Source organism: Micromonospora sp. CNZ286, from assembly GCF_014207755.1.
Map to the genome: position 1 here is coordinate 1,471,474 of NZ_JACHIZ010000001.1, position 23,264 is coordinate 1,494,737.

Annotated in this window: 24 protein-coding genes and 1 tRNA gene; 13 read left to right on the plus strand and 12 right to left on the minus strand. The window is 70.6% G+C overall.

The features are described from left to right. Positions 1-42 precede the first annotated feature (42 nt). Positions 43-1,038, minus strand: a complete 996-nt coding sequence (locus FHX31_RS06995) for an LLM class flavin-dependent oxidoreductase (protein ID WP_174361724.1) — start codon at positions 1,036-1,038, stop codon at positions 43-45. Positions 1,039-1,099: 61 nt separating this feature from the next. Continuing rightward, positions 1,100-1,579 carry an Lrp/AsnC family transcriptional regulator gene (locus FHX31_RS07000; protein ID WP_047894721.1) on the minus strand — a complete coding sequence of 160 codons (480 nt, stop codon included), beginning with the start codon at positions 1,577-1,579 and terminating at the stop codon, positions 1,100-1,102. 83 nt (positions 1,580-1,662) lie between these two features. Here FHX31_RS07000 and FHX31_RS07005 point away from each other — a divergent pair, with 83 nt between their 5' ends. Further along, positions 1,663-2,838 carry a trans-sulfuration enzyme family protein gene (locus FHX31_RS07005; RefSeq protein ID WP_091331152.1) on the plus strand — a complete coding sequence of 392 codons (1,176 nt, stop codon included), beginning with the start codon at positions 1,663-1,665 and terminating at the stop codon, positions 2,836-2,838. Positions 2,839-2,874: 36 nt separating this feature from the next. On the opposite strand, the gene FHX31_RS07010 is transcribed toward FHX31_RS07005, so the two are convergent. Both FHX31_RS07010 and FHX31_RS07015 read right to left on the minus strand, forming a co-directional pair. Further along, positions 2,875-3,624, minus strand: a complete 750-nt coding sequence (locus tag FHX31_RS07010) for a helix-turn-helix domain-containing protein (protein ID WP_013287523.1) — start codon at positions 3,622-3,624, stop codon at positions 2,875-2,877. Between the two features lie 35 nt (positions 3,625-3,659). After that, positions 3,660-3,733: transfer RNA gene (locus FHX31_RS07015), tRNA-Leu, on the minus strand. 104 nt (positions 3,734-3,837) lie between these two features. On the opposite strand from FHX31_RS07015, the gene FHX31_RS07020 reads away from it, so the two are divergent. The 10 genes from FHX31_RS07020 (at position 3,838) to FHX31_RS07065 (ending at position 13,582) form a co-directional block, all read left to right on the plus strand. Continuing rightward, positions 3,838-4,458: an ANTAR domain-containing response regulator gene (locus FHX31_RS07020; RefSeq protein ID WP_013287522.1), complete on the plus strand. Its 621-nt coding sequence runs from the start codon at positions 3,838-3,840 to the stop codon at positions 4,456-4,458. 37 nt (positions 4,459-4,495) lie between these two features. Then, positions 4,496-5,713 (plus strand): hypothetical protein, encoded by a 1,218-nt coding sequence (locus FHX31_RS07025; RefSeq protein WP_184975541.1) that lies wholly within the window; start codon positions 4,496-4,498, stop codon positions 5,711-5,713. A gap of 257 nt (positions 5,714-5,970) precedes the next feature. Further along, positions 5,971-7,131 carry a branched-chain amino acid ABC transporter substrate-binding protein gene (locus FHX31_RS07030; protein WP_013475841.1) on the plus strand — a complete coding sequence of 387 codons (1,161 nt, stop codon included), beginning with the start codon at positions 5,971-5,973 and terminating at the stop codon, positions 7,129-7,131. Between the two features lie 105 nt (positions 7,132-7,236). Next, positions 7,237-8,187: a branched-chain amino acid ABC transporter permease gene (locus tag FHX31_RS07035; RefSeq protein ID WP_013475842.1), complete on the plus strand. Its 951-nt coding sequence runs from the start codon at positions 7,237-7,239 to the stop codon at positions 8,185-8,187. Continuing rightward, entirely contained in the window at positions 8,184-9,323 is a 1,140-nt protein-coding gene (locus FHX31_RS07040) for a branched-chain amino acid ABC transporter permease (protein WP_013475843.1), read from the plus strand. The genes FHX31_RS07035 and FHX31_RS07040 overlap by 4 nt, the downstream gene beginning before the upstream one ends. Continuing rightward, positions 9,316-10,161, plus strand: a complete 846-nt coding sequence (locus tag FHX31_RS07045) for an ABC transporter ATP-binding protein (RefSeq protein WP_013287517.1) — start codon at positions 9,316-9,318, stop codon at positions 10,159-10,161. The genes FHX31_RS07040 and FHX31_RS07045 overlap by 8 nt, the downstream gene beginning before the upstream one ends. Next, entirely contained in the window at positions 10,151-10,861 is a 711-nt protein-coding gene (locus FHX31_RS07050) for an ABC transporter ATP-binding protein (protein WP_013287516.1), read from the plus strand. The genes FHX31_RS07045 and FHX31_RS07050 overlap by 11 nt, the downstream gene beginning before the upstream one ends. A gap of 27 nt (positions 10,862-10,888) precedes the next feature. Next, positions 10,889-11,794 (plus strand): ABC transporter substrate-binding protein, encoded by a 906-nt coding sequence (locus tag FHX31_RS07055; RefSeq protein WP_184975545.1) that lies wholly within the window; start codon positions 10,889-10,891, stop codon positions 11,792-11,794. A gap of 4 nt (positions 11,795-11,798) precedes the next feature. Continuing rightward, complete coding sequence (locus tag FHX31_RS07060; RefSeq protein WP_091331158.1) at positions 11,799-12,776, plus strand: amino acid ABC transporter permease; 978 nt, start codon at positions 11,799-11,801, stop codon at positions 12,774-12,776. Between the two features lie 53 nt (positions 12,777-12,829). Next, positions 12,830-13,582 carry an amino acid ABC transporter ATP-binding protein gene (locus tag FHX31_RS07065; protein WP_176739883.1) on the plus strand — a complete coding sequence of 251 codons (753 nt, stop codon included), beginning with the start codon at positions 12,830-12,832 and terminating at the stop codon, positions 13,580-13,582. Between the two features lie 68 nt (positions 13,583-13,650). On the opposite strand, the gene FHX31_RS07070 is transcribed toward FHX31_RS07065, so the two are convergent. Next, a complete protein-coding gene (locus tag FHX31_RS07070) occupies positions 13,651-14,127 on the minus strand; it encodes a hypothetical protein (protein ID WP_184975548.1) in 477 nt (158 codons plus the stop codon). A gap of 230 nt (positions 14,128-14,357) precedes the next feature. On the opposite strand from FHX31_RS07070, the gene polA reads away from it, so the two are divergent. Then, entirely contained in the window at positions 14,358-17,057 is a 2,700-nt protein-coding gene (gene polA / locus FHX31_RS07075) for a DNA polymerase I (protein WP_145751909.1), read from the plus strand. Positions 17,058-17,098: 41 nt separating this feature from the next. Here the strand turns inward: polA and FHX31_RS07080 are convergent, their stop codons facing one another. The 7 genes from FHX31_RS07080 to FHX31_RS07110 form a co-directional block, all read right to left on the minus strand. Then, positions 17,099-17,506 (minus strand): MerR family transcriptional regulator, encoded by a 408-nt coding sequence (locus tag FHX31_RS07080; RefSeq protein WP_013287510.1) that lies wholly within the window; start codon positions 17,504-17,506, stop codon positions 17,099-17,101. Between the two features lie 7 nt (positions 17,507-17,513). Beyond that, entirely contained in the window at positions 17,514-18,263 is a 750-nt protein-coding gene (locus FHX31_RS07085) for an SDR family NAD(P)-dependent oxidoreductase (protein ID WP_184975552.1), read from the minus strand. Between the two features lie 40 nt (positions 18,264-18,303). Next, the gene (locus tag FHX31_RS07090) at positions 18,304-19,170 is read right to left on the minus strand and encodes a CPBP family intramembrane glutamic endopeptidase (RefSeq protein WP_184975555.1); all 867 of its coding nucleotides are present in this window, start codon (positions 19,168-19,170) and stop codon (positions 18,304-18,306) included. Between the two features lie 41 nt (positions 19,171-19,211). Further along, the gene (locus tag FHX31_RS07095) at positions 19,212-19,559 is read right to left on the minus strand and encodes a DUF3140 domain-containing protein (protein WP_013475850.1); all 348 of its coding nucleotides are present in this window, start codon (positions 19,557-19,559) and stop codon (positions 19,212-19,214) included. Further along, positions 19,546-19,764, minus strand: coding sequence for a hypervirulence associated TUDOR domain-containing protein (locus FHX31_RS07100; protein WP_013475851.1), 219 nt, complete (start codon positions 19,762-19,764; stop codon positions 19,546-19,548). The genes FHX31_RS07095 and FHX31_RS07100 overlap by 14 nt, the downstream gene beginning before the upstream one ends. Positions 19,765-19,805: 41 nt before the next feature. After that, entirely contained in the window at positions 19,806-20,333 is a 528-nt protein-coding gene (locus tag FHX31_RS07105) for a Uma2 family endonuclease (RefSeq protein ID WP_091331161.1), read from the minus strand. A gap of 131 nt (positions 20,334-20,464) precedes the next feature. Then, complete coding sequence (locus tag FHX31_RS07110) at positions 20,465-21,268, minus strand: methyltransferase domain-containing protein (RefSeq protein WP_184975558.1); 804 nt, start codon at positions 21,266-21,268, stop codon at positions 20,465-20,467. A 312-nt stretch (positions 21,269-21,580) separates the two neighbouring features. Here FHX31_RS07110 and rpsA point away from each other — a divergent pair, with 312 nt between their 5' ends. Next, a complete protein-coding gene (gene rpsA / locus FHX31_RS07115; RefSeq protein WP_047893869.1) occupies positions 21,581-23,107 on the plus strand; it encodes a 30S ribosomal protein S1 in 1,527 nt (508 codons plus the stop codon). Positions 23,108-23,264 lie beyond the last annotated feature (157 nt).

Sequence of the window (23,264 nt, forward strand, 5' to 3'; positions counted from 1 at the left end):
TCCCACGCGACGGTGCGGTGACGTCGCTATGAAGAGCGTGTTTCAGCCCTCCCGGCGCAGCCCGCCCGCCACCTTCTCGGCGATCAGCTCGAACGAGCGGACCCGGTCCGCCACGTCGTACACCATCGTGGTGAGCATCAGCTCGTCCGCGCCGGTGCGCTCCAGCAACTCACCGAGCTGCCGGGCCACCGTCTCCGGCGAACCGGTCGCCTGGCCGTCGCGGCGCTGGGCGACGAACTCCCGCTCGAACTCCGAGTACGGGTACGCCGCCGCCTCCTCCGGCGTGACGAGCGGCTCCGGCCGCCCCGACCGCAGCTTCAGGAACGACAGCCCGGACGGCCCGGCCAGCCACTCGGCCCGCTCGTCGGTCTCCGCGCAGACCGCGTTGACAGCCACCATCGCGTACGGCCGGTCCAGCCACTGCGACGGCCGGAAGTTCTGCCGGTAGAGCTGCAACGCCGGGATCGTGTTCTGCGAGCTGAAGTGGTGCGCGAACGAGAACGGCAGCCCGAGCAGACCGGCCAGCTGCGCGCTGAACCCGCTGGACCCGAGCAGCCACACCTGCGGCGACTGGCCGCGGCCCGGCGTCGCGGTGATCGGACCCGGCTCGGCGCCGGAGAAGTAGTTCATCAGGTCGGCCAGCTCGCGCGGGAAGTGCTCCGCGGACAGGCCCTCCATGGTGCGGCGCAGCGCCAGCGCGGTCACCTGGTCGGTGCCCGGCGCCCGGCCGATGCCCAGGTCGATCCGGCCCGGGTGCAGCGCCTCCAGCGTGCCGAACTGCTCGGCCACCACCAGCGGCGCGTGGTTGGGCAGCATCACCCCGCCCGAGCCGAGCCGGATCGTGCTGGTGTTCGCCGCCAGGTGCGCGAGCAGCACCGCCGGGGCGGAACTCGCGATGGCGGGCATGTTGTGGTGCTCGGCCACCCAGAACCGGCGGTAGCCCAGCTCCTCGGTGCGGCGGGCCAGCTCCGTGGTGTACCGCAGCGCCTCACCGGCGTTGCCGGTCGCCGCCACCGGGGCAAGATCAAGAACAGACATGGGTACGTCGATCACAGGCAGGTGCAACCCGCGACGTGCCGGAATTGTTCCGCCGGGTGCGCTACCCCATACCGCGGGCCTGCTCGAAGATCAGGCTGGTCTGCGTGTGCTGCACCGCCGGATCGACAGCCAGATGATCCAGGACGAAGTCCCGCAGCGCGTCGCCGGAGGCGGCGCGCACGTGCAGCACGTAGTCCTCCGCGCCCGCCACGTGGAACACCGACACCACGCCGGGCAGCCGTACCGACCGGGCGCGGAACGCGTCAACAGCGGCCCGCTCGTGCGCGGTCAGCCGCACCGACACCAGCGCCTGCAACGGCAGGCCCACCGCCGCCGGGTCCACCTCGGCGTGGAACCCGCGGATCGCCCCGCACTCCCGCAGCGCCCGGGTACGCGTCAGGCACGTCGACGGCGCCACCCCGACCCGCTCGGCCAGCGCGTTGTTCGGCAGCCGGCCGTCGGCCGCCAGCTCGGTGAGGATCGCGCGGTCGGTGTCGTCCAGGCCGGCGAACGGCCGTACATCATTCGGTGCGGCAGGCATGCGACCATCTTTCACCGAATCACAGCCGGGCGAAAGCGTGATCGTCAGAATCTTGTTCGCTGCTATTGCCTCTAGCCGTCGTCATGTTCGACGCTTCCGGCATGACTTCCGTGGACACCGCAGCCGTACACGCCGGGCGCGCCGACCTCGCCGGGCTCGGCGTCCACGTCCCGCCGATCGACCTGTCCACCACCAACCCGCTGCCCTCGGTGGCCGGCGGCGGTGACGACTACGAGACACTCGCCACCGGCGGCACCCTCCCGGCCGGCGGCAGCGCCGTCTACCAGCGCCTCTGGAACCCCACTGTGGCCCGGTTCGAGACCGCCCTCGCTGAGCTCGAAGGCACCGCCGAGGCCGTCGCGTTCGCCAGCGGCATGGCCGCGCTCACCGCCACCCTGCTCGCCGCCACCCGCGACGGCAAGCGTCACGTCGTCGCCGTCCGCCCCCTCTACGGCGGCACCGACCACGTCCTCGCCACCGGCCTGCTCGGCACCGCTGTCACCTGGGCCACCACCGCCGACGTGGCCGCCGCGATCCGCCCCGACACCGCCCTGGTCGTGGTCGAGACGCCTGCCAACCCCAGCCTCGACCTGGTCGACATCGCCGCGCTCGCCGACGCCGCCGGTGACGTCCCGCTGCTCGTCGACAACACCGTCGCCACCCCGGTGCTCCAGCAGCCCGCCCGCCACGGCGCCGCGCTCGTGCTGCACAGCGCCACCAAGAGCATCGGCGGCCACGGCGACGTCCTCGCCGGCGTCGTCGCCTGCGGACCCGAGTGGGCCGCCCGGCTGCGCCAGGTCCGCGCCGTCACCGGCGCCGTCCTGCACCCGCTCGGCGCCTATCTGCTGCACCGCGGCATCCAGACCCTCCCGCTGCGCGTCCGCGCCCAGCAGGCCGGCGCGGAGAAGCTCGCCGCCTGGCTCGCCGGGCACCCCGCCGTCGAGCGCGTCCACCACCCGTCGCTGCACGACCCGGCCGGACTGGTCGGCCGCCAGATGTCCGGCACCGGCAGCCTGCTCGCCTTCGAGGTACGCGGCGGCGCGCCCGCCGCGGCCGAGGTCGCCGGCGCCTGCGAGCTGATCACGCACGCCGTGTCGCTCGGCGGCGTCGACACGCTGATCCAGCACCCGGCCTCGCTCACCCACCGGCCGGTCGAGGGCGACGCCAAGCCGTGCGGCGGGCTGCTGCGGGTCTCGGTCGGCCTGGAGGACCCGGAGGACCTGCGGGCGGATCTCGCGCGGGCGTTGGCGCGGATCTGACGCCCGTCGGCAGGCCGCGTGCGCGGCGTCGCCGGGTCACGACTTCGGGCCGACGTGCCGGTCGAGGGCGGCGACGGCTTCCCGGCGGGCCACCGACAGGGAGTTGCGGCGGTTCATCCGCCAGGCGATGCCGAGCCGGTCGAGGGCCTGCTGGCACAGACCCATGATGTCGCCCGACTCGTTGTGGAACATGTAACGGGGATAGACGTACTCCTTGCCCCGGACGACGACCCGGTTGGCGAAGCGGCAGCCGTCGGAATGGAAGAGGCCGCGGAGGAAGTCGCCCGCGTGGGCCTCGACGATGGGGCGCTGCCAGTCGGCCAGGACGATCGGGCGTTGGTGCTTCTTGCCAGGGCCGTGCTGGGGGAACAGGCACGGCCAGTGCTTGCCGTAGCTCTGCACGCTGACGCACCCCGGATGCCGGACGCGCTGCACCTTCTCCGCCAGCACCGCGCGCATGGCGTCGTCGCACGCCTCGATCAGTCCGGGCCAGCTGTTGCTGCAGGAGATCCGGAGCACCGGCACCCGCGCCCTGGTCACGAGATGCCCGTCGCCAAGGTAGAGCCCGAGAAGATAGGCGTAGGCCGCCGGATCTGTCGGAACGCTGACATCGTCGCGGCAACGGAAACACCGCAGTGCGGTGCCTAGAACCGCGGCGGTCGGGCGGTCTCTGCACCAGTGCCAGACGGTGCGGTAGTTGAGGCCGACGGCGCGGGCCGCCTCCGCGACGGTCGCCCCGGACAGAAAGGCCTGACGTGCTCGGGCGCGGATCTCGGGTGGGTGCACGAGAGCATCTTCGAACGCCCGTACGACAACTTCGGTGTCCCCGGTGGGACTCGAACCCACACTGTCGGAGGTTTGAGCTCCGTTTCTCTGCCGATTGGAATACGGGGACAGGCTCGCGCGACGCTCTCGCGTCGTGCCATAGGTTACCTACTACGCTAGGGGCGGCGACACCCGGCACGGCGGGTGTCGGGCTCGAACCGGTGGGAGTGGCTCGTGGGCGAGATGCAGGCGGACGCCGAGCGCAAGCGCGTTCTGATCGCCGAGGACGAGGCGCTCATCCGGCTGGACCTGGCCGAAATGCTTGTCGAAGAGGGCTACGAGGTGGTCGGCGAGGCCGGTGACGGCGAGACCGCCGTCAAGCTCGCCGAGGAGCTCAAGCCGGATCTGGTCATCCTCGACATCAAGATGCCGATCATGGACGGGCTGGCCGCCGCCGAGCGGATCGCCGGCGCGCGCATCGCCCCGGTGATCATCCTGACCGCGTTCAGCCAGCGTGACCTGGTGGAGCGGGCGCGGGCGGCCGGCGCGATGGCGTATCTGGTCAAGCCGTTCCAGAAGAGCGACCTGGTGCCGGCGGTGGAGATCGCGCTGTCCCGCTACTCCGAGATCGCCGCGCTGGAGTCGGAGGTCGCCGGTCTCACCGACCGGCTGGAGATCCGCAAGACCGTCGAGCGCGCCAAGGGTGCGCTGATGACCACGTACGGGATGACCGAGCCGCAGGCGTTCAAGTGGATCCAGCGCACCGCGATGGACCACCGGATGACCATGAAGGAGGTCGCCGAGCGGATCCTCGCGGAGACCGCCGGCGGCGAGGTGGAGCAGCCCGCGTCCTGACCTCCCGCGGAGGCGTCCGATCGATAGGATCGGATCCATGCCTTCCGCGCGCGCCCGGCCGGTCCTCGTCGCCGTCGTCGCCGCGCTGCTCCTGGTGGCCTGCCACGCGACTCCGCGACCGCTGCCCGAGCCCGCCCCCGTACGACCGCAGTGGCAGTCCGTCGATCTGGCCCTTCCCGCCGGCGCCGCCGGACGTCCGGTGCTGCGCGACGTCGCGCGGTGCGCCGGCCGGTGGTACGTGGTGGGCGGGCTGGTCGATCCGGCGGGGGAGACCCGCCCGGCTGCCTGGTCCTCATCGGACGGCGTGACCTGGTCGCCGATTCCGGTGCGCGCGCAGACGTTCTACGGCCGCCAGCACGTGCTCTTCGCGGTGGCGTGCCGCGACGACGGGATGGCGGCGCTGGGCGCGAAGACCGGTGGCGTGCACGGCAATCCGCGTACCGGAACGTGGGTGTGGCGTCCGGGTGGGCCGTTGCGGGAGATTCCGGCGGCGTTCGAGTTGTTCGGCGGCCCGCGCGCGGTGAGCGCGTCGCGGCTGGCGGCGGGTCCGGCCGGCTGGCTGGTCGCCGGGGCGCGCGCGGACGGTGCGGCGGTGTGGTCGTCGCCGGACGCGGAGGGGTTCGTCCTGCGCGAGGGGGTCGCGGAGCTGGCCGGCGACGGCCGGGGCCGGACGGCGGCGTATGACGTGGCGGCTGTGGGGCCGGGCTGGCTGGTGGTGGGGTCGTTGCTGCCGCCCGGCGGTACGTCCCGGACGCCGCTTTCGTGGTTCTCGGCCGACGGCCGGGTGTGGCGGCGGGTGGCTCTGCCAATGCCGGCGGGTACCTCCGGGGCGGCGGAGCGGGTGGTGCCGGCCGACGGCGGGCCGGTGGCGGTCGGCCCGGTGGGTGACCGCTTCGCCGTGTGGCGCGGGTGCGACGACTGCGGCTCGCCGTCCGCCGGTTCGGCGGGTGCGGCGCAGGGGTGGCGGCGGGTCGGCGGGTTCGGCTCGGCGGGCCCCGGGGTGTCGTCGGTGGACGCGCTCGCGGCGTCCGGTGGGCGGCTCGTCGCGGTGACCGGGGACGGGGCTCAGCGACGGCTCTGGATGTCGCGTGACGGCGGTGCGCCGTGGCTTCCGGTGATCACGCCGGTGCCGGTGCCGGACGGGGGCGACGCGGCGCTGACGGTGGCCGTCCGCGACGACGGGCTGCTCGTGGTCGCCGACGACGGAAAAACATCCCGTGCCTGGTGGGGGGCGTTGTCCGCCGTCGATCGGTAGCGGGTGGGGAGGGTCTGGCCCGTTACCGAGGAATAGTCGGTGAAAGCCTTTGCCCGCCTTCGCTTCTTACGCCGATGGGCTTGAATCCGCCACGGCGTGTAACGGTTCGGTCAACCCCGCTTTCCAGGTCTTACGCCACCGCTCGCGGTGGGATAACGTCCCGGCCCAGACCGGCGACGACGGTCTTGGTTCGTCCACCCCGCAAGGGCCAATCAGCGGCGGGTGGTTCGGATCATGGACGGAGGAGGGTTCGGGCCTTGAGGCAGAAGCTCGCACGCGTGATCGGCGGGGTCGCCATGCTGGCGCTCGTCGCCGGTGGCACCGCTTGTTCCAGCGGCAGCGACGATGAGGGTTCCGGGGGCAGCGCCTGCGGGAGCAAGATCGCTTTCTTCGGCGCGCTGACCGGTAGCTCGGCCGCGCTGGGCATCAACGAGAAGAACGGCGTCAAGCTGGCCGTCGACAAGTACAACAAGGAGAACGCGGACTGCAAGGTCGAGCTCGCCGAGCTCGACTCGCAGGGCAGCCCGGACCAGGCGCCGGGTCTGGCCCAGAAGGCGATCGACGACACCAAGATCCTGGGTGTCGTGGGTCCGGCCTACTCGGGCGAGTCCGAGGCCGCCGGCCCGCTGTTCAGCGAGGCCGGTCTGGTCACCATCACCCCCTCCGCGACCCGTCCCAGCCTCGCCGAGCAGGGCTGGAAGACCTTCTTCCGGGCGGTCGGCAACGACCTGAGCCAGGGCCCCGCCGCCGGTAACTACATCAAGAACGTGATGAAGGCCGACCGGGTCTACGTCATCGACGACCAGTCCGCGTACGGCGCCGGCCTGGCCGACGAGGTCAAGAAGGTTCTCGGCGCCTCGGTCGTGGGCAGCGACAAGGTCCAGGGCGAGGGCAAGCAGGTCGAGTTCTCCGGTGTGGTCACCAAGGTCAAGGCCGCCAACGTCAAGGCGGTCTTCTACGGCGGCTACTACCAGGAGGCCGGCCTGATCCGCAAGCAGCTCACCGCTGCCGGGGTCACCGCTCCGCTGGTCGCCGGTGACGGCGTGAACGACGGCGCGTACATCACCTCCGCCGGTGCGGCCGCCGCCGAGGGCACCATCCTCACCTGCCCCTGCGCTCCGTCCACCGAGGCCCGCGGCACCTTCGCCGCCGACTTCAAGGCGCTCAACGGCACCGAGCCGGGTACCTACAGCGACACCGCCTACGACGCGGCGAACATCCTGCTGGCGGGCATCAAGGCCGGCAAGAGCACCCGTGCCGACCTGCTGGAGTTCGTGAAGGGCTACAGCGGCGAGGGCGTTGCCGCCAGCTACAAGTTCGTCGAGGGCGGCGAGCTGGACCCGGCGCAGGTCAAGGTCTGGGCGTTCAAGGTGCAGGGCGGCAAGGTCGTCCCGGACCAGGAGATCCCCAAGTCCTGATCGTTCGATCGCTGGACTGGCGATTGAGTAGTGATCGCGGGTGCGGCCGGGAGCTGGCTCCCGGCCGCACCCTCTTTTTCTCTTGAGCGACGGAGCGTCCCTCCCTTGGACTTCGACGGATTGTTCTCCAACTTCGGGGAACTCACCACGACCGGCTTGACGCAGGGCGCCATCTACGCCCTGGTCGCGCTCGGCTACACGCTTGTGTACGGCGTGCTCAGGCTCATCAACTTCGCCCACTCCGAGGTCTTCATCGCCGGCGCGTTCGCCGCGATCTGGACCTGGAACGGCTTCGGACTCGACCAGAACTCGCAGGTCAGCGGCATCGGCTCGATCATGTTCTACCTGCTGGTGGCGATGATCGTGGCTGCGATCGCCTCGGCGGGCACCGCCACTGTGATCGAACGGGTCGCGTACCGGCCGCTGCGGAAGCGCAACGCGCCGCCGCTGGCGTTCCTCATCACCGCCATCGGTGCCTCGATCGCCATCTCGGAGGCGTTCGGCGTCTACACCCGGCGGCGGCCGGAGGGTGCGCCGATCCTGGTCAGCTCGGAGCCGCTGTTCCACGTCGCCGGGGTGCCGATCGACGCGGTGCAGTTGCTCACGATCGGTTCCGCGCTGGTGATGATGTTCGCGCTGGACCAGTTCATCAACCGCAGCCGTACCGGCCGCGGCATCCGGGCGGTGGCTCAGGACGCCAACACGGCGGCGCTGATGGGCGTCAACAAGGACCGCATCATCCTGATGGTCTTCATCGCCGGTGGCACCATGGCCGGCGTCGCGGGCCTGCTCTACGACGTGCGGATCCAGACGCTCACCTACAGCGTCGGCTTCCTGCTGGGCCTCAAGGCGTTCACCGCGGCGGTGCTCGGCGGTATCGGCAACCTGCGCGGCGCGCTCGTCGGCGGGTTGCTGCTCGGCGTCGTGGAGAACTACGCCGCGGGCCTGTTCGGCAGTCAGTGGAAGGACTTCGCCGCGTTCGCGGTGCTGGTCGTCCTGCTGATGTTCCGGCCGACCGGTCTGCTCGGCGAATCACTGGGGAGGGCACGCGCATGACGACCACCATCGACCCGCCGGAGCGGCGGGAGACGGCGGCGGACAAGCTGCGGCAGGGCCGGCACGCGATCTCGGAGCGCTGGCACCACGCGCCGCGCTGGGTGCGCTGGGTGCTGCTGGTCGCGGTCATCGCGTTCTTCTACGCGCTGCCGAACAAGGAGTTCTACCAGTACCTCGGGCCGATCCCGACCCCGGGAGCGAACTTCACCCAGGTGATGTTCACGGTCTCGATCTACGTGCTGCTGGCGGTCGGGCTCAACATCGTGGTCGGCTTCGCCGGCCTGCTAGACCTCGGCTACTTCGGCTTCTTCGCCGTCGGCGCGTACACGGTAGCGGTGCTGACCTCGCCGAGCAGCGACATCAAGACGCTGTGGCCGTGGCTGCTGGTGGTGCCGATCGCGATCGCCCTGACCATGGTCTCCGGCGTCATGCTCGGCACGCCGACGCTGCGCCTGCGCGGCGACTACCTGGCGCTGGTGACGCTCGGCTTCGCCGAGATGATCCGGATCGCGGCGGTCAGCTCCGAGTTCCTCAAGGGACAGCGCGGCTTCAACCAGATCCCGCACCCGCCCGGCCAGTACGCCGACGGCCGGCCGTGGTTCGGCGTGCTCGACGCCCGCCCGTACTACTGGCTGGTGCTCACGCTGATCATCCTGGTGGTGATCGGGGTGCGGAACCTGACCCACAGCCGGGTCGGCCGGGCCTGGATCTCGATCCGCGAGGACGAGGACGCCGCCCAGCTGATGGGCGTGCCGACGTTCAAGTTCAAGCTGTGGGCGTTCGCCTCCGGCGCGGCCATCGCCGGCCTGGCCGGCGCGTTGTTCGCCGGTAAGCAGAACTTCGTCAACTCGCAGAACTTCGAGCTGCTCAACTCGATCATCATCCTGGCCGCTGTCATCTTCGGCGGCTCGGGCAACATCGTCGGCGCGATCGTCGGCGGCGGCCTGGTGGCGTACATGATCGAGCGGTTCCGCGGCATCGAGCTGTTCGGCGTGGAGCTGTACGAGTACCGGTTCCTCTTCTTCGGCCTGGTGCTCGTGGTGATGATGATCTTCCGGCCGCAGGGCCTGATCCCGAACCGGCGACGAGCGGCGGAGTTCAAGGACCGCCGCAAGGAGGTGATCGTCGGTGAGTGACACCGAGCAGACCCCGGCCGTTCCGGCCCAGGCGGCGGCCCCCGCCGTCGAGACGGTCAACGAGCGGGAGCCGTTGCTGGAGGTCGACCACGTCACGCTGCGCTTCGGCGGTGTGGTGGCCCTCAACGACGTGGACTTCACCCTCTACAAGGGTGAGATCCTCGGTCTCATCGGCCCGAACGGCGCCGGCAAGACCACCTGCTTCAACGCGATGACCGGCATCTACCAGCCCACCGAGGGGCAGATCCGGTTCCTGGGCCAGAAGATCAGTGGCAAGAAGCGCCACCAGATCACCCGCATGGGCATGGCCCGTACGTTCCAGAACATCCGTCTCTTCCCGGAGATGACCGCGCTGGAGAACGTCCAGGTCGGCGCGGACGCGCACCACAAGACCAGCGTGATCTCCGCCCTGCTGCGCCTGCCGCGGCACTGGAAGGAGGAGCGCGAGGGCCGGGAGAAGGCCGAGCGCCTGCTGGAGTTCGTCGGCATCCGCAACCGGATGCACGAGTTCGCCCGCAACCTGTCCTACGGCGAGCAGCGCCGGCTGGAGATCGCCCGCGCGCTGGCCACCGACCCGAAGCTGCTCTGCCTGGACGAGCCGGCCGCCGGCTTCAACCCGGCGGAGAAGGAAGAGCTGCTCCAGCTCATCCGGCAGATCCGGGACCAGGGCGTGACGGTGCTGCTGATCGAGCACGACATGCGCCTGGTGATGGGCGTGACCGACCGGATCGTGGTCCTGGAGTTCGGAAAGAAGATCGCCGAAGGGTTGCCCGCCGAGGTGCGGGACAACCCGAAGGTGGTCGCGGCGTACCTGGGGGTGCCGGACGATGCTGCTTGAGATCGAGGACGTGAGCCTGCTCTACGGGCGGATCCAGGCGCTGCACGGCATCAGCCTGACCGTGGACGAAGGGGAGATCGTCGCGCTGATCGGCGCGAACGGCGCCGGCAAGTCCACCACCATGCGGGCGATCTCCGGCATCCGGCCGGTCGCCTCCGGCCGGATCAAGTTCGCCGGTGAGGACATCACCAAGCTCCGGGCCGACCTGCGGGTGCGGCGCGGGCTGTGCCAGGCGCCCGAGGGCCGGGGCATCTTCCCCGGCATGTCGGTGCTGGAGAACCTGGACATGGGCGCGTACACCCGGCGCGACAAGGCCGGCATCGCGCAGGACCTGGCCCGGGTGCTGGAGTTGTTCCCGCGGCTGGCCGAGCGGCGCAAGCAGCCCGGCGGCACGCTCTCCGGCGGTGAGCAGCAGATGCTCGCGGTCGGCCGGGCGCTGATGAGCCGGCCGAAGCTGCTGCTGCTCGACGAGCCGTCGATGGGTCTCGCGCCGATGCTGATCCAGCAGATCTTCACGATCATCACGGAGATCAACCAGCAGGGCACCACAATCCTGCTGGTGGAGCAGAACGCCCAGCAGGCGCTGGCGCGGGCCCACCGGGCGTACGTGCTGGAGACCGGCCGGATCGTCAAGAGCGGTTCCGGCGCGGACCTGCTGCACGACCCCTCGGTCAAAGAGGCCTACCTCGGCGTGGCCTGACCGACCCCTCGCAAAAGGAGTACAGCCATGTTCCACCCCAACCCCGGACGGCGGGCGGCGCTCGGCGTCGCCGGTGCGGCCGTCCTGCTGCTCTCCCTCGCCGCGTGCGGCGAGGAGGAGAGCACCGGCCAGCCCGGTGGCGGGCCCAGCGTCTCGTCGTCGGTCGACGCCGCGCTGGCCGCGAAGGTCCCGGACGCGATCAAGTCGGACGGCAAGATCGTGGTGGGCACCGACTCCACCTACGCCCCGGCGGAGTTCCTGGACACCGACGGCAAGACCGTGATCGGCTTCGACGTCGAGCTGTTCACCGCCGTGGCGGCCAAGCTGGGCCTCAAGGCGGAGTTCGTCTCGGCGCCGTTCGGCGACATCATCAACGGCGTCAACTCGGGCAAGTACGAGGCCGGCGTCTCGTCGTTCACCATCAACGACGACCGCAAGGCCCAGGCCAACATGGTCAGCTACTTCCAGGTCGGCACCCAGTGGGTGACCAAGAGGGGCAACCCGGCCGGGGTCGCACTGGACAACGCCTGCGGCAAGAAGATCGCGGTCCAGAAGGACACGGTCCAGGTCGAGGACATCCAGAAGCGGTCCAAGGCGTGCACCGACGCGGGCAAGCCGGCGATCACCATCGACCAGTTCCCGGGTCAGGACGCCGCCACCGCCGCCGTCGTGTCCGGCAAGGACGACGCCATGCTCGCCGACTACCCGGTCGGCGTGTACGCGGTGACGCAGTCCAACGACGCCCTGGAGCTGCTGGACAAGCAGTACGAGGCGGCACCGTACGGCTACGTGCTGGCCAAGGAGCAGACGCAGCTGGCCGAGGCGGTGCGCGACGCGACCAAGGCCGTGATCGCCGACGGCTCGTACAAGCAGGTGCTCGACAAGTGGAAGGTGGGAGACGGCGCGATCACGGACCCCGCGATCAACCCGTGACGACATGACCACCGAGGAAGCGACAACCGCACGGGCACGGCCGGAACCGATCAAGGCCGTGCCCGTGCGGCACCCCGGACGATGGGTCGCGGTGGCGGTGCTCTCCGTCCTGGCCGCGATGTTCGTCCACCTGCTGGTCACGAACGAGGCCTTCAACTGGTCCTTCATGGTCGGCAGAATGTTCCGGCCGCCGATCATCGAGGGGCTGCTGCGCGGCACCGTGTTGATGACCGTCAGCGCAATGCTGATCGGCGTCACGCTCGGCGTGGTGATCGCGGTGATGCGGCTGTCGGACAACCCGATCCTGCGCGGCGTGGCCTGGCTCTACACCTGGTTCTTCCGAGCCGTGCCCCGGCTGGTCCTGCTGGCCGTCTTCGGCAACATCGGCATCCTGTGGAGCCGGGTCGAGTTCGGGGTGCCGTTCGACACCCAGATCGGCCAGCTGTTCGGCATCGACAACCTGCAACTGCGGCTGTTCGGGTTCTCCTCCCGTGACATCCTCACCGGCTTCATGGCCGGTCTGCTCGGCCTCGCGCTCTCCGAGGCCGCGTACATGGCGGAGATCGTCCGGGCCGGCATCCAGTCGGTGGACCCCGGCCAGACCGAGGCCGCCCAGGCGCTCGGCCTGAGCCGCGCCCAGCTGCTGCGCCGGGTGGTGCTGCCGCAGGCGATGCGGGTGATCATCCCGCCGACCGGCAACGAGACCATCGCCATGCTCAAGGACACGTCCCTGCTGCTCTACGTACCGGTGAGCGTGGAGCTGTTCTTCCAGCTCGACGCCGTCGGTAAACGGACGTTCCAGATCTTCCCGATGTACGTCGCGGCCTGTCTGTGGTACCTGTTCCTGACCAGCATCCTGCTCGTCGGGCAGTACTACCTGGAACGCCACTTCGGCAAGGGCTACGGCGTGACCGGACGGGCCCGGCTGAAGCTGCGGGGGATGACGGCTGAGGCCGGCGGCGGCGCGGGGGTGGTGAAGTGACCGAGCTGACCGTACCCGCGCAGGGCACCGCGCCGAGCGCCGAGTCCGGGCTGATGGTGCGGGCCGAGCAGGTGCACAAGTCGTTCGGGCCGCTGGAGGTGCTCAAGGGCATCGACCTGGAGGTCCGCTCCGGCGAGGTGTGCTGCCTGCTCGGGCCCTCCGGCTCCGGCAAGTCGACGTTCCTGCGCTGCATCAACCACCTGGAGAAGATCGACGCCGGCCGGATCTGGGTGGACGGCGATCTGATCGGCTACCGGGAGCGCGGCGGCAAGCTGTACGAGATGCGGGACAAGGAGGTCGCCGCGCAGCGCCGTGCCATCGGCATGGTGTTCCAGCGGTTCAACCTGTTCCCGCACATGACGGTGCTGCAGAACGTCATGGAGGCGCCGGTGCTGCTGCGCCAGGCGAAGAAGGCGCAGGCCCGGGAACACGCCGCGCAGCTGCTGGACCGGGTGGGGCTGGGCGACAAGCTCGGCGCGTACCCCGGTCAGCTCTCCGGCGGCCAGCAGCAGCGGGTGGCGATCGCCCGGGCGCTGGCCATGCGGCCGAAGCTGATGCTGTTCGACGAGCCGACCAGCGCGCTCGACCCCGAGCTGGTGGGCGAGGTGCTGGACACGATGAAGGACCTGGCCCGCGACGGCATGACGATGATCGTGGTGACCCACGAGATCGGCTTCGCCCGGGAGGTGGGCGACCATCTCGTGTTCATGGACGGCGGCGTGGTGGTCGAGCAGGGCGACCCGCGCGAGGTGATCTCGGCGCCGCAGCACGAGCGGACCAAGGCGTTCCTGGCCAAGGTGCTCTAGTCATCTCAGGGCGGACTGGTGAAATTCCTCCCAGTCCGCCCTGAGGTCAACTCTATCCGAACACTAAACTAGTTGATGGTGCAGACAGCCCCAACTCGCTGTTCCACGCAAGTTGCTGATTGGGCGTCTGTTATTTTCGTCCAGACATTGGCGCTTCGCTTTGTCCCGCCCGTGTAGTACCATCCGCTACTGTTTGTGTAGCCGTCGGCGTCCGCGATTCCAATATCCTTGCTCGATTTGTTGCTAGGCAGGCTGTATATGGTGCACTTCTGGGTGCCGGCGTTCCAGGTGGCACAACTGGATGTGCCGACGCCGAAACGCGCAACCTTGATGGAGTAGTAGCTGGGAAGGAAGTTCCAGACCGTCCCGCAAACGACGATCAGGGTGCATTCGCCGTACGGCCTGACGGATGAGTCCGGCGTCGGCATCACCGACGAGATCTCCGCCCTTCCTTGAAGCTGCTGTTCAGCCGCAGTTGCTGGAGTGCTCTGCAGTGACACTGCAAGTAAGCCTGCAATACTTGCGATGGCCAACTTTCCCCGCATGTTTCCTCCACTTCCTGGTGGTTGCTGATGAAGGTAGGGCGAGGTATTGGCCGGAGTCAACCTTGGGGCAGGGTTGTTGTTGAGGCGGAGATGCGGTATCCGCATTGCTATGGGCGCGAGTGGAGGGCAGCTCCGGTGGTCGTGCGGCCCAGAAAGCTGGGTGACGGAGTGTCACGTGTCGGGCCTTGTTGTTGTCAGCTCTGTCGGGCGTACGGACTAGAGTCGCAGCCGTGACAGCTACGACGCCGCGCCTGCTCCTCGTCGACGGACACTCCCTGGCATACCGGGCGTTCTTCGCCCTGCCTGTGGAGAACTTCTCCACCACCACGGGGCAGCCGACCAACGCCGTCTACGGCTTCACCTCGATGCTGATCAACGTGTTGCGCGACGAGCAGCCGACGCACATCGTCGTGGCGTTCGACGTCTCCCGCCGCTCCTTCCGCACCGACAGGTACGCGGAGTACAAGGCCGGCCGCAGTGAGACCCCGACCGACTTCAAGGGCCAGGTCAGCCTGGTCAAGGAGGTCCTCGCCGCGCTGCGCGTGCCGGTGGTCGAGAAGGAGGGCTACGAGGCCGACGACGTCATCGCCACGCTCGCCTGCCAGGCCCGCGACCAGGGCATGGACGTGCTGATCACCACCGGCGACCGGGACGCGTTCCAGCTCGTCGGCGAGCGGGTGACGGTGCTCTACCCGCGCAAGGGCGTCTCCGACCTGGCCCGGATGGACCCGGCCGCGGTCGAGGCGAAGTACGGCGTCACCCCGGACCGCTACCGCGACCTGGCCGCGCTGGTCGGCGAGACCAGCGACAACCTGCCGGGCGTACCGGGTGTCGGCCCGAAGACCGCCGCTAAGTGGATCAACCTGTACGGCGGCGTCGAGGGCGTGGTGGCCCGCGCCGACGAGATCAAGGGCAAGGCCGGCGACAGCCTGCGCGAGCGGCTGGCCGACGTGATCCGCAACTACGAGATCAACTGCCTGGTCTCCGACCTGGAGCTGCCGGTGCGCCCCGAGGACGCCCGCTGGCAGGGCTGGGACCGCGAAGCGGTGCACCAGGTCTTCGACACGCTCCAGTTCCGCATCCTGCGCGACCGCCTCTACCAATACCTGGAGGCGGTCGAGCCGGAGGCCGAGGCGGGCTTCGATCTGGCGGGCGAGGTGCTCACCGAGCCGGGCGCGCTCGCGGGCTGGCTCGGCACGCACGCCCCGGCGGGCGCACCGGTCGGCCTGGCGGTCACGCTCGACACCGGCCCCAACCGCCGGCACACCGCCACCGTGACCGCGATGGCGCTGGCCACCGCCGCCGGGGCGGGCGCCTGGTTCGACCCGAGCCGGCTGGACGCCGGCGACGAGGCCGCGCTGGCCGGGTGGCTGGCCGACGCGGAGCGCCCGAAGGTGCTGCACGACAGCAAGCCGGCGGTGCTGGCGTTCGCCGCGCACGGCTGGGAGCTGCACGGCATCGCCCGCGACACGCAGATCGCCGCCTACCTGGCCCGCCCCGACCAGCGCTCCTACGACCTGACCGACCTGGCGCTGCGCTACCTGCACCGGGAGCTGCGCGTCGACGCGCCGGAGACCGGTCAGCTCACTCTCGACGGGCTCGGCGACGAGGGCGTGGCCGAGCAGAACCTCATGCTCCAGGCCCGCGCCACGCTCGACCTGGCCGACGCGATCGACGCCGAGCTGTCCCGCGACGGCGAGCAGTCGGCCCGGCTGATGGCCGGCGTGGAGCTGCCGCTGATGCGGGTGCTCGCCACCATGGAGCGCACCGGCATCGCCGCCGACACCGACTACCTCTCCGAGCTGGAGGCGCACTTCGCCGCCGAGGTGAAGGCCGCCGCCCAGGGCGCGTACGAGGTGGTCGGCCGGGAGTTCAACCTCGGGTCGCCGAAGCAGTTGCAGGAGATCCTCTTCACCGAGCTGGGCCTGCCCAAGACCAAGCGGATCAAGACCGGCTACACCACCGACGCCGACGCGCTCCAGTGGCTGTTCGCGCAGACCGAGCACCCGCTTCTGCACCACCTGCTGCGGCACCGTGACGTCGCGAAGCTCAAGTCGACTGTCGACGGGCTGCTCAAGTCCGTCTCCGACGACGGCCGCATCCACACCACGTTCAACCAGACCGTGGCGGCGACCGGGCGGCTGTCCTCCACCGAGCCGAACCTGCAGAACATCCCGATCCGCACCGAGGAGGGGCGGCGGATCCGGCGCGCGTTCGTGGTCGGCGAGGGCTACGAGTGCCTGCTCACCGCCGACTACAGCCAGATCGAGATGCGGATCATGGCGCATCTGTCCTCGGACGACGCGCTGATCGAGGCGTTCAACTCCGGGCACGACTTCCACGCCGCCACCGCGTCATCGGTCTTCACCGTCGAGGTCGGCGACGTGACCGCCGACCAGCGCCGCAAGATCAAGGCCATGAACTACGGCCTGGCGTACGGGCTCAGCGCGTTCGGCCTGTCCCAGCAGCTCGGCATCAGCGCCGAGGAGGCGCGCGGGCTGATGGAGAACTACTTCGCCGGGTTCGGCGGGGTCCGCGACTACCTCCAGGAGGTGGTGGCCCGCGCCCGCCAGGACGGCTACACCTCCACCATCCTGGGCCGCCGCCGCTACCTGCCAGACCTGGTCAGCGACAACCGGCAGCGCCGCGAGATGGCCGAGCGGATGGCGCTCAACGCCCCGATCCAGGGTTCGGCGGCCGACATCATCAAGGTCGCGATGCTGCACGTCGACAGCGCGCTGCGCGACGCCGGGCTGCGGTCGCGGATGCTGCTGCAGGTGCACGACGAGCTGGTCTTCGAGGTCGCCCCGGGCGAGCGGGAGACGCTGGAGGCGCTGGTGCGCAAGCAGATGGGCGAGGCGTACCCGCTGTCGGTGCCGCTGGAGGTCTCGGTGGGCGACGGCCGCGACTGGAACAGCGCCGACCACTGACCCCACCGCCGCCCCACCCGCGCCGGCCACCACCCGCCCGCTCACCCGTCCCGCACACGAGGAGGCGGCGGCGAGAGGAGGGGCGGGGGCGCAGGGGCGGCAGCCTGGAGGGCGGCGGCCAGGCGGTCGCGGACGGCCACCTGGGCGGCGATCCGGGCGTCCAGCACGGCCAGCCGCTCCCGGCCGACCCGCAGCCCGGCCGGAGACGGCGGCGCGGACGCCACGTCCCCGTCCAGGCAGGGCAGGAAGACCCGCACGTCGTCGAGCGTCAGCCCGGCGTCGAGCAGGTGACGGATGTTGCGGACCCGGGTGACCACCGCGTCGTCGTACTCGCGGTAGCCGTTCGCCGCCCGGGCCGAGGCGATGAGACCGTGTTCCTCGTAGTGCCGCAGGGCACGCGGCGTGCAGCCCGTCGCCTTCGCCACCGCGCCGATCCGCACCGCCGTCACCGTCCTCTCACGCGACCACCGCGCCCCCGTCCACCGGCAGCACCACGCCGGTGACGAAGCCCGCCTCCGGCTCGCAGAGCCGCCGGATCGCCCAGGCTACGTCCTCCGGGCGGCCGATCCGGCCCGCCGGGGTGTGCGCGAGTTGCCAGTCCCGCACCGCCGCCCGCCGTTCGGGGGACAGGCCACTGTGCACGCCGATCGGGGTGTCGATCGCGCCGGGCGCCACGGCCACCACCCGGACGCCGCGCGGCGCGAGTTCCACCGCCCAGCTGCGGGTCAGCGAGTCCAGCGCGGCCTTGCCGGCCGCGTACACCGAACTGCCCGGCCAGGCGCGCAGGCCGACGGACGTGGTGACGTTGACCAGCACGCCGCGTGTCGCGGCGAGCGCCTCGACGGCGGCGTGCGCCAGCCGAACGGGTGCGAGGAGGTTCGTCTCCAGTTGCCGCCGGGCGGCGTCCTCGTCCAGGTCCGCCAGCGGCCCGCCGCCGGCCACTCCGGCGTTGTTGACCAGGACGTCCAGGCGGCCGTACCGGTCGAGCGCGGCGCCGACGATCCGGCCGGGACCGTCGGGCGCGGAGACGTCGGCGGTCAGCGGGGTGATGTCCGGCCAGCCGGCGGCGGTGTCCGACAGCGGCGCGGCGCGCCGTCCGACCGCGACGACGGCGTACCCGGCGGTGGCGAAGGCATGTGCGGTGGCCCGGCCGATGCCGGTGCCCGCACCGATGACCACGGCGACGCGTGGCGTGCGGCGTTCCATGCCGGCATCGTCCGACAGTGCCGCCGGCGGCAGGGTCAAGTCAGAGGCCGAGCAGGACGGGCATCGCGTTGACCGCGCCGTGCACCACGAGCAGCGGCCACATCCGGCGGTACCGCGACCACAGGTAGCCGAGGAACAGCCCGGCGACCCCCTGGTTCACGATCACCGACGCCAGGTCGACGGCGGGCCGGCCGCTGCCCTGGATGGCCACGTGCCAGGCCGCCCACACCAGCGACGCGAGCACGATCGCCGGCCAGCGTCCCAGCAGCGACTCCCATCGGGTCTGCAGCCACCGCCGGTAGAAGACCTCCTCCAGCAGCGCGTTCACCGCGAAGGCCACCAGCAGCGTGACGGCCAGCTCGACCGGCGTGACGGTCCGCCCCCAGTCGCTCGCCGGCACGGCCAGCGGCGTCGCGTAGCTGAGCACCAGCCACACCGCCACCGGCAGCGCCGGACCCCACCGGTGGGCGGCGTCCGCCGGGGCCGGGCCCGGCCGCCACCGCGGCGGCCACCGGCGCGCGGCCAGGAACACCATTGTGGGCACGCCGAGCAGCAGCGCCAGCTTCAACACGGTGTACGCGGGTTCGCCGCCCAGCAGTGGCATGACGGCGGCGAGCGCGATCCCGGCCAGCAGCAGCGGCGCCGCCTCGCGGTACGGCGCGACCGGGTCCGGCCATGTCGGGTCGGGCGCGGGCGGGATCAGGCGGATCAGCGCGATCCCGGCCAGCGCCGGGATCCATCGGCTCCACATCGGTACGGTGCCGTCGTGGTCGGCGCTGTACCTGATGCCGGTGTTCCCGGTCAGCACCAGCAGGAGGGCCGCGACGGCGATCAGGCCGAGGCCCACCAGGAGGACGACCCGTCCGGCGCGGGGATGACGGCCGGCGGTCGAGACGTCTGTCGTCATCGCCGGCACGGTACCAACGCGCGGCGAACGGACCGGGTGGCTCAGCCCTTGAGCGGGTCGTGCCCCCAGTTCATCAGCGACCAGCGCCACCTGGTGTCCCGCACGTCACCGGACGGGCGCTGGGCCAGGTGGCGGTGGACGTACCCGATCACCTTGCGCATGTGCTTGTAGTCGGCGGCGGTGAGGTCGGCGCGCTTGCGGCGCAGCAGGTCGACGATGCGCCGGCCGGAGTCGTGCCCGACCGACTCGCCGCCCTTGGTGCCCTTCTTGTGCCAGCCGACGTGCTTGGACTCCTCGGTCTCCAGCCAGCGGGTCAGCTCGCCCGGCTTCATGTTCACCGCGTCGGTGAACTCCCGGTACGTCTGCTGCGGATCGTCAGCGCGACTCATGGCGCAGCACCTCCGGGCGGTGGGCGACGTCGCGGCCCGAGTCGTCGTTGGTGATCCGGTACTGCGGCTGCTCCGGAGAGGCGTTCACCGCGTGCCCGCGTACGTGGGTGCGCTCGGTCAGCTTCTCCTTGACGACGCCGTACGCCCGGCCGCTGTGGCTGGCCCAGGAGACGTGGTCGCCGGTGCGGAACTCCTTCTCGGCCATGCCGCCCGGTTACCCGGAGTGGATACCGAGTAACGGCGTCGTCAGGGCCGGATCTCCGCGATCGGCAGCTTGATCGCGAAGGGCTCGGACAGCTCGATCACCTCGCTGCTGTCGTCCACCAGTTCGTACTGCCGTTCGCCGCCCGGGCCGATCCGGTCACCGAGGCGGTACGCGTACAGGTGCACCGGATCCTGCTCGATCCGCCAGTAGAACGGGATCCCCGCGGCGGCGTACTCGCCTGGCTTGGCGAACCGGTCGACCCGCCGGGTGCCGGGGGAGACGATCTCGACGGCCAGGACGACGTCCGCCGGTCGCAGGAGGGACCGGTCGCTCGGCAGCCCGGCGCGGTGGAGCAGGACGTCTGGTCGGCGGCTGGCGTCGACGTCCAACCCGATGCTCACTGCCTGGGTCGCACGCAGATACGCCGGCGCGTGGGATCGCAGCCACCAGGTCAGCAGGCCGGCGATGTCCTGGTGGTGGAGAGTAGGCAAGGGCGTCACGTGGATGATGCCGTCGACCAGTTCGACGCGGGGGGCGTCGGGCGGCAGCGTCAGCAGTTCCTCCACCATGTGGTCGGCACGCTGTTGCCGAAGCGGGTCCGGACGCCATGGAGAGGATGGTGTCACGATCGGCTCGGCGCTCACCAGGGCAACGTAGGGGCGCTACCGCCGGCCCGATCGCACCGCGCGTCCGTCCGGCGTCAGCCCGCCGGCTTCTCGGCGACGAAGATGGCCGTGCCGGGGAACAGCCGTCCGCGCAGCGGGCTCCACTGGCCCCAGATCCCCTCGTGCCCGGCCGGCCACTCCGGCTCCACCAGGTCCAGCAGGCGGAACCCGGCGCCGACCAGCTCCCGGATCCGGTCGCCGAGGGTGCGGTGCTGCTCGACGTACGTGGCCACCCCGTGCTCGTCCTGCTCGACGTAGGGGGAGCGGTCGAAGTACGAGTGCACGGCGGTCAGCCCGCCCTCGCCCGGGTCGTCCAGGAAGATCCAGCGCATCGGGTGGGTGACCGAGAAGACCCACCGGCCGCCGGGGCGCAGCACCCGGGCCACCTCGCGCATCGCCGCCGCCGAGTCGTCCACGAACGGGATCGCGCCGAACGCGGTGCAGACGGTGTCGAACGCGGCGTCGGCGAACGGCAGGGCGAGCGCGTCGGCCTGCACCAGCGGCACGCGTACCCCGGTGCGCCCGGCGGCCTCGGCGGCGTGCCGCAACATGCCGGCGGACAGGTCCAGCGCGACCGGCCGGGCGCCCTGGGCGGCGAGCCAGCGGGCGGCGGCGGCCGCCCCGGCGCCGAGTTCGAGGATCCGCCGCCCGGCGACCTCGCCGAGCAGCCGGGCGTCGGCCTCGCGCAGCCCTTCCGGGCACCAGACGAAGTCGGCGTCGCCGAGGAACGCGCCGTGCTCGGCCTGGTACGCGTCGGCGTCGGTGTCCCACCATCCGCGGTTCGCGCGGCGGATCTCCCCGGCGTCGACCCGTCGGCGGGTCACCCTGTCGTCGTCCACGGGTTCACGCTAGGTCCGGCGGCCCGGACCCGGTGCGGTGGGGTGGTGGCTGGGGCGGATGTGACGGACGAGACAGCTGTGGCACCTTACCGCGCAAAATCTCCGCTTTCGCAGCGGATGAGTTCGCGCGGACCCGGGAGGGCTTGCACGCTGTGGTAATGCAGCGGGTAGGCTAGACGATGCGCTCGCGGATCGTGTGCCTCGGCAGGGAGCAGGTGCGCGGTCACCGGAGCCACTAATGATCTTCTCGCGTCGATCGTTCGGTGTGCCCGGCGACGGATCCGTTGGCGCGGCAGAGTCACCGCGACACCCATGCCCGCTGTGACAACCCATCCGACCGGAGCAACCGCCCACATGACGAGCAGCATCGAGGCCACCTCGAGCGCCAACAAGGTCACCCACGACGACCTCGGCTCTGAGGAAGCTTTCCTCGCCGCGATCGACGAGACCATCAAGTACTTCAACGACGGCGACATTGTCGAAGGCACCGTCGTCAAGGTCGATCGGGACGAGGTCCTGCTCGACATCGGCTACAAGACCGAGGGTGTCATCCCCTCTCGGGAGTTGTCGATCAAGCACGACGTGGACCCGGCCGAGGTCGTTTCGGTGGGTGACCACATCGAGGCCCTCGTCCTCCAGAAGGAGGACAAGGAGGGTCGGCTGATCCTCTCCAAGAAGCGGGCGCAGTACGAGCGGGCCTGGGGCACGATCGAGAAGATCAAGGACGAGGACGGCGTCGTCCGCGGTTCGGTCATCGAGGTCGTCAAGGGTGGTCTCATCCTCGACATCGGCCTGCGTGGCTTCCTGCCCGCGTCGCTCGTCGAGATGCGGCGTGTGCGTGACCTGCAGCCGTACGTCGGCCGCGAGCTCGAAGCCAAGATCATCGAGCTGGACAAGAACCGCAACAACGTGGTCCTGTCCCGCCGTGCCTGGCTGGAGCAGACGCAGTCCGAGGTGCGCACCGAGTTCCTCAACAAGCTCCAGAAGGGGCAGGTCCGCAAGGGCGTCGTCTCCTCGATCGTCAACTTCGGCGCGTTCGTCGACCTGGGCGGCGTGGACGGCCTCGTGCACGTCTCCGAGCTGTCCTGGAAGCACATCGACCACCCGTCCGAGGTCGTCGAGGTGGGCCAGGAGGTCGAGGTCGAGGTCCTGGACGTCGACCTGGACCGCGAGCGGGTTTCGCTGTCGCTGAAGGCGACGCAGGAGGACCCGTGGCGTCAGTTCGCCCGCACCCACGCGATCCAGCAGATCGTGCCGGGTAAGGTCACCAAGCTGGTGCCGTTCGGTGCGTTCGTCCGCGTGGACGACGGCATCGAGGGCCTGGTCCACATCTCCGAGCTGGCCGAGCGCCACGTGGAGATCCCGGAGCAGGTCGTGCAGGTCGGCTCCGAGGTCATGGTCAAGGTCATCGACATCGACCTGGAGCGCCGCCGGATCTCGCTGTCGCTCAAGCAGGCCAACGAGGGCTTCGTCGAGGGCGAGGAGCACTTCGACCCGACCCTCTACGGCATGGCCGCGACGTACGACGACCAGGGCAACTACATCTACCCGGAGGGCTTCGACCCGGAGACGGGCGAGTGGCTCGAGGGCTACGACAAGCAGCGCGAGACCTGGGAGCAGCAGTACGCCGAGGCGCGTCAGCGCTGGGAGGCCCACACCAAGCAGGTGCAGACCTCCCGCGCCGCCGACGCCGAGGCCGCCGCCAACCCGGCTCCGGCCACCACCGGCACCACCACCTCGACCTCGGCCCCGAGCCGTCAGGCCGAGGAGCCGGCCGGCACGCTCGCGACCGACGAGGCGCTCGCCGCGCTGCGGGAGAAGCTCGCCGGCGGCAAGTGACCGGACGCTGACGCCTGTTCGTCCCACCGGACGAGCCGGCGACTGCCTCTGACGACGGGCCCCGTCCCCGCGTTCCGCACCAGCGGAGCGCCGGGGGCGGGGCCCGCGTCGTACGCCGGGAGGGTTTGGCATGCGGACGGCAGATCCGGTTGACTGT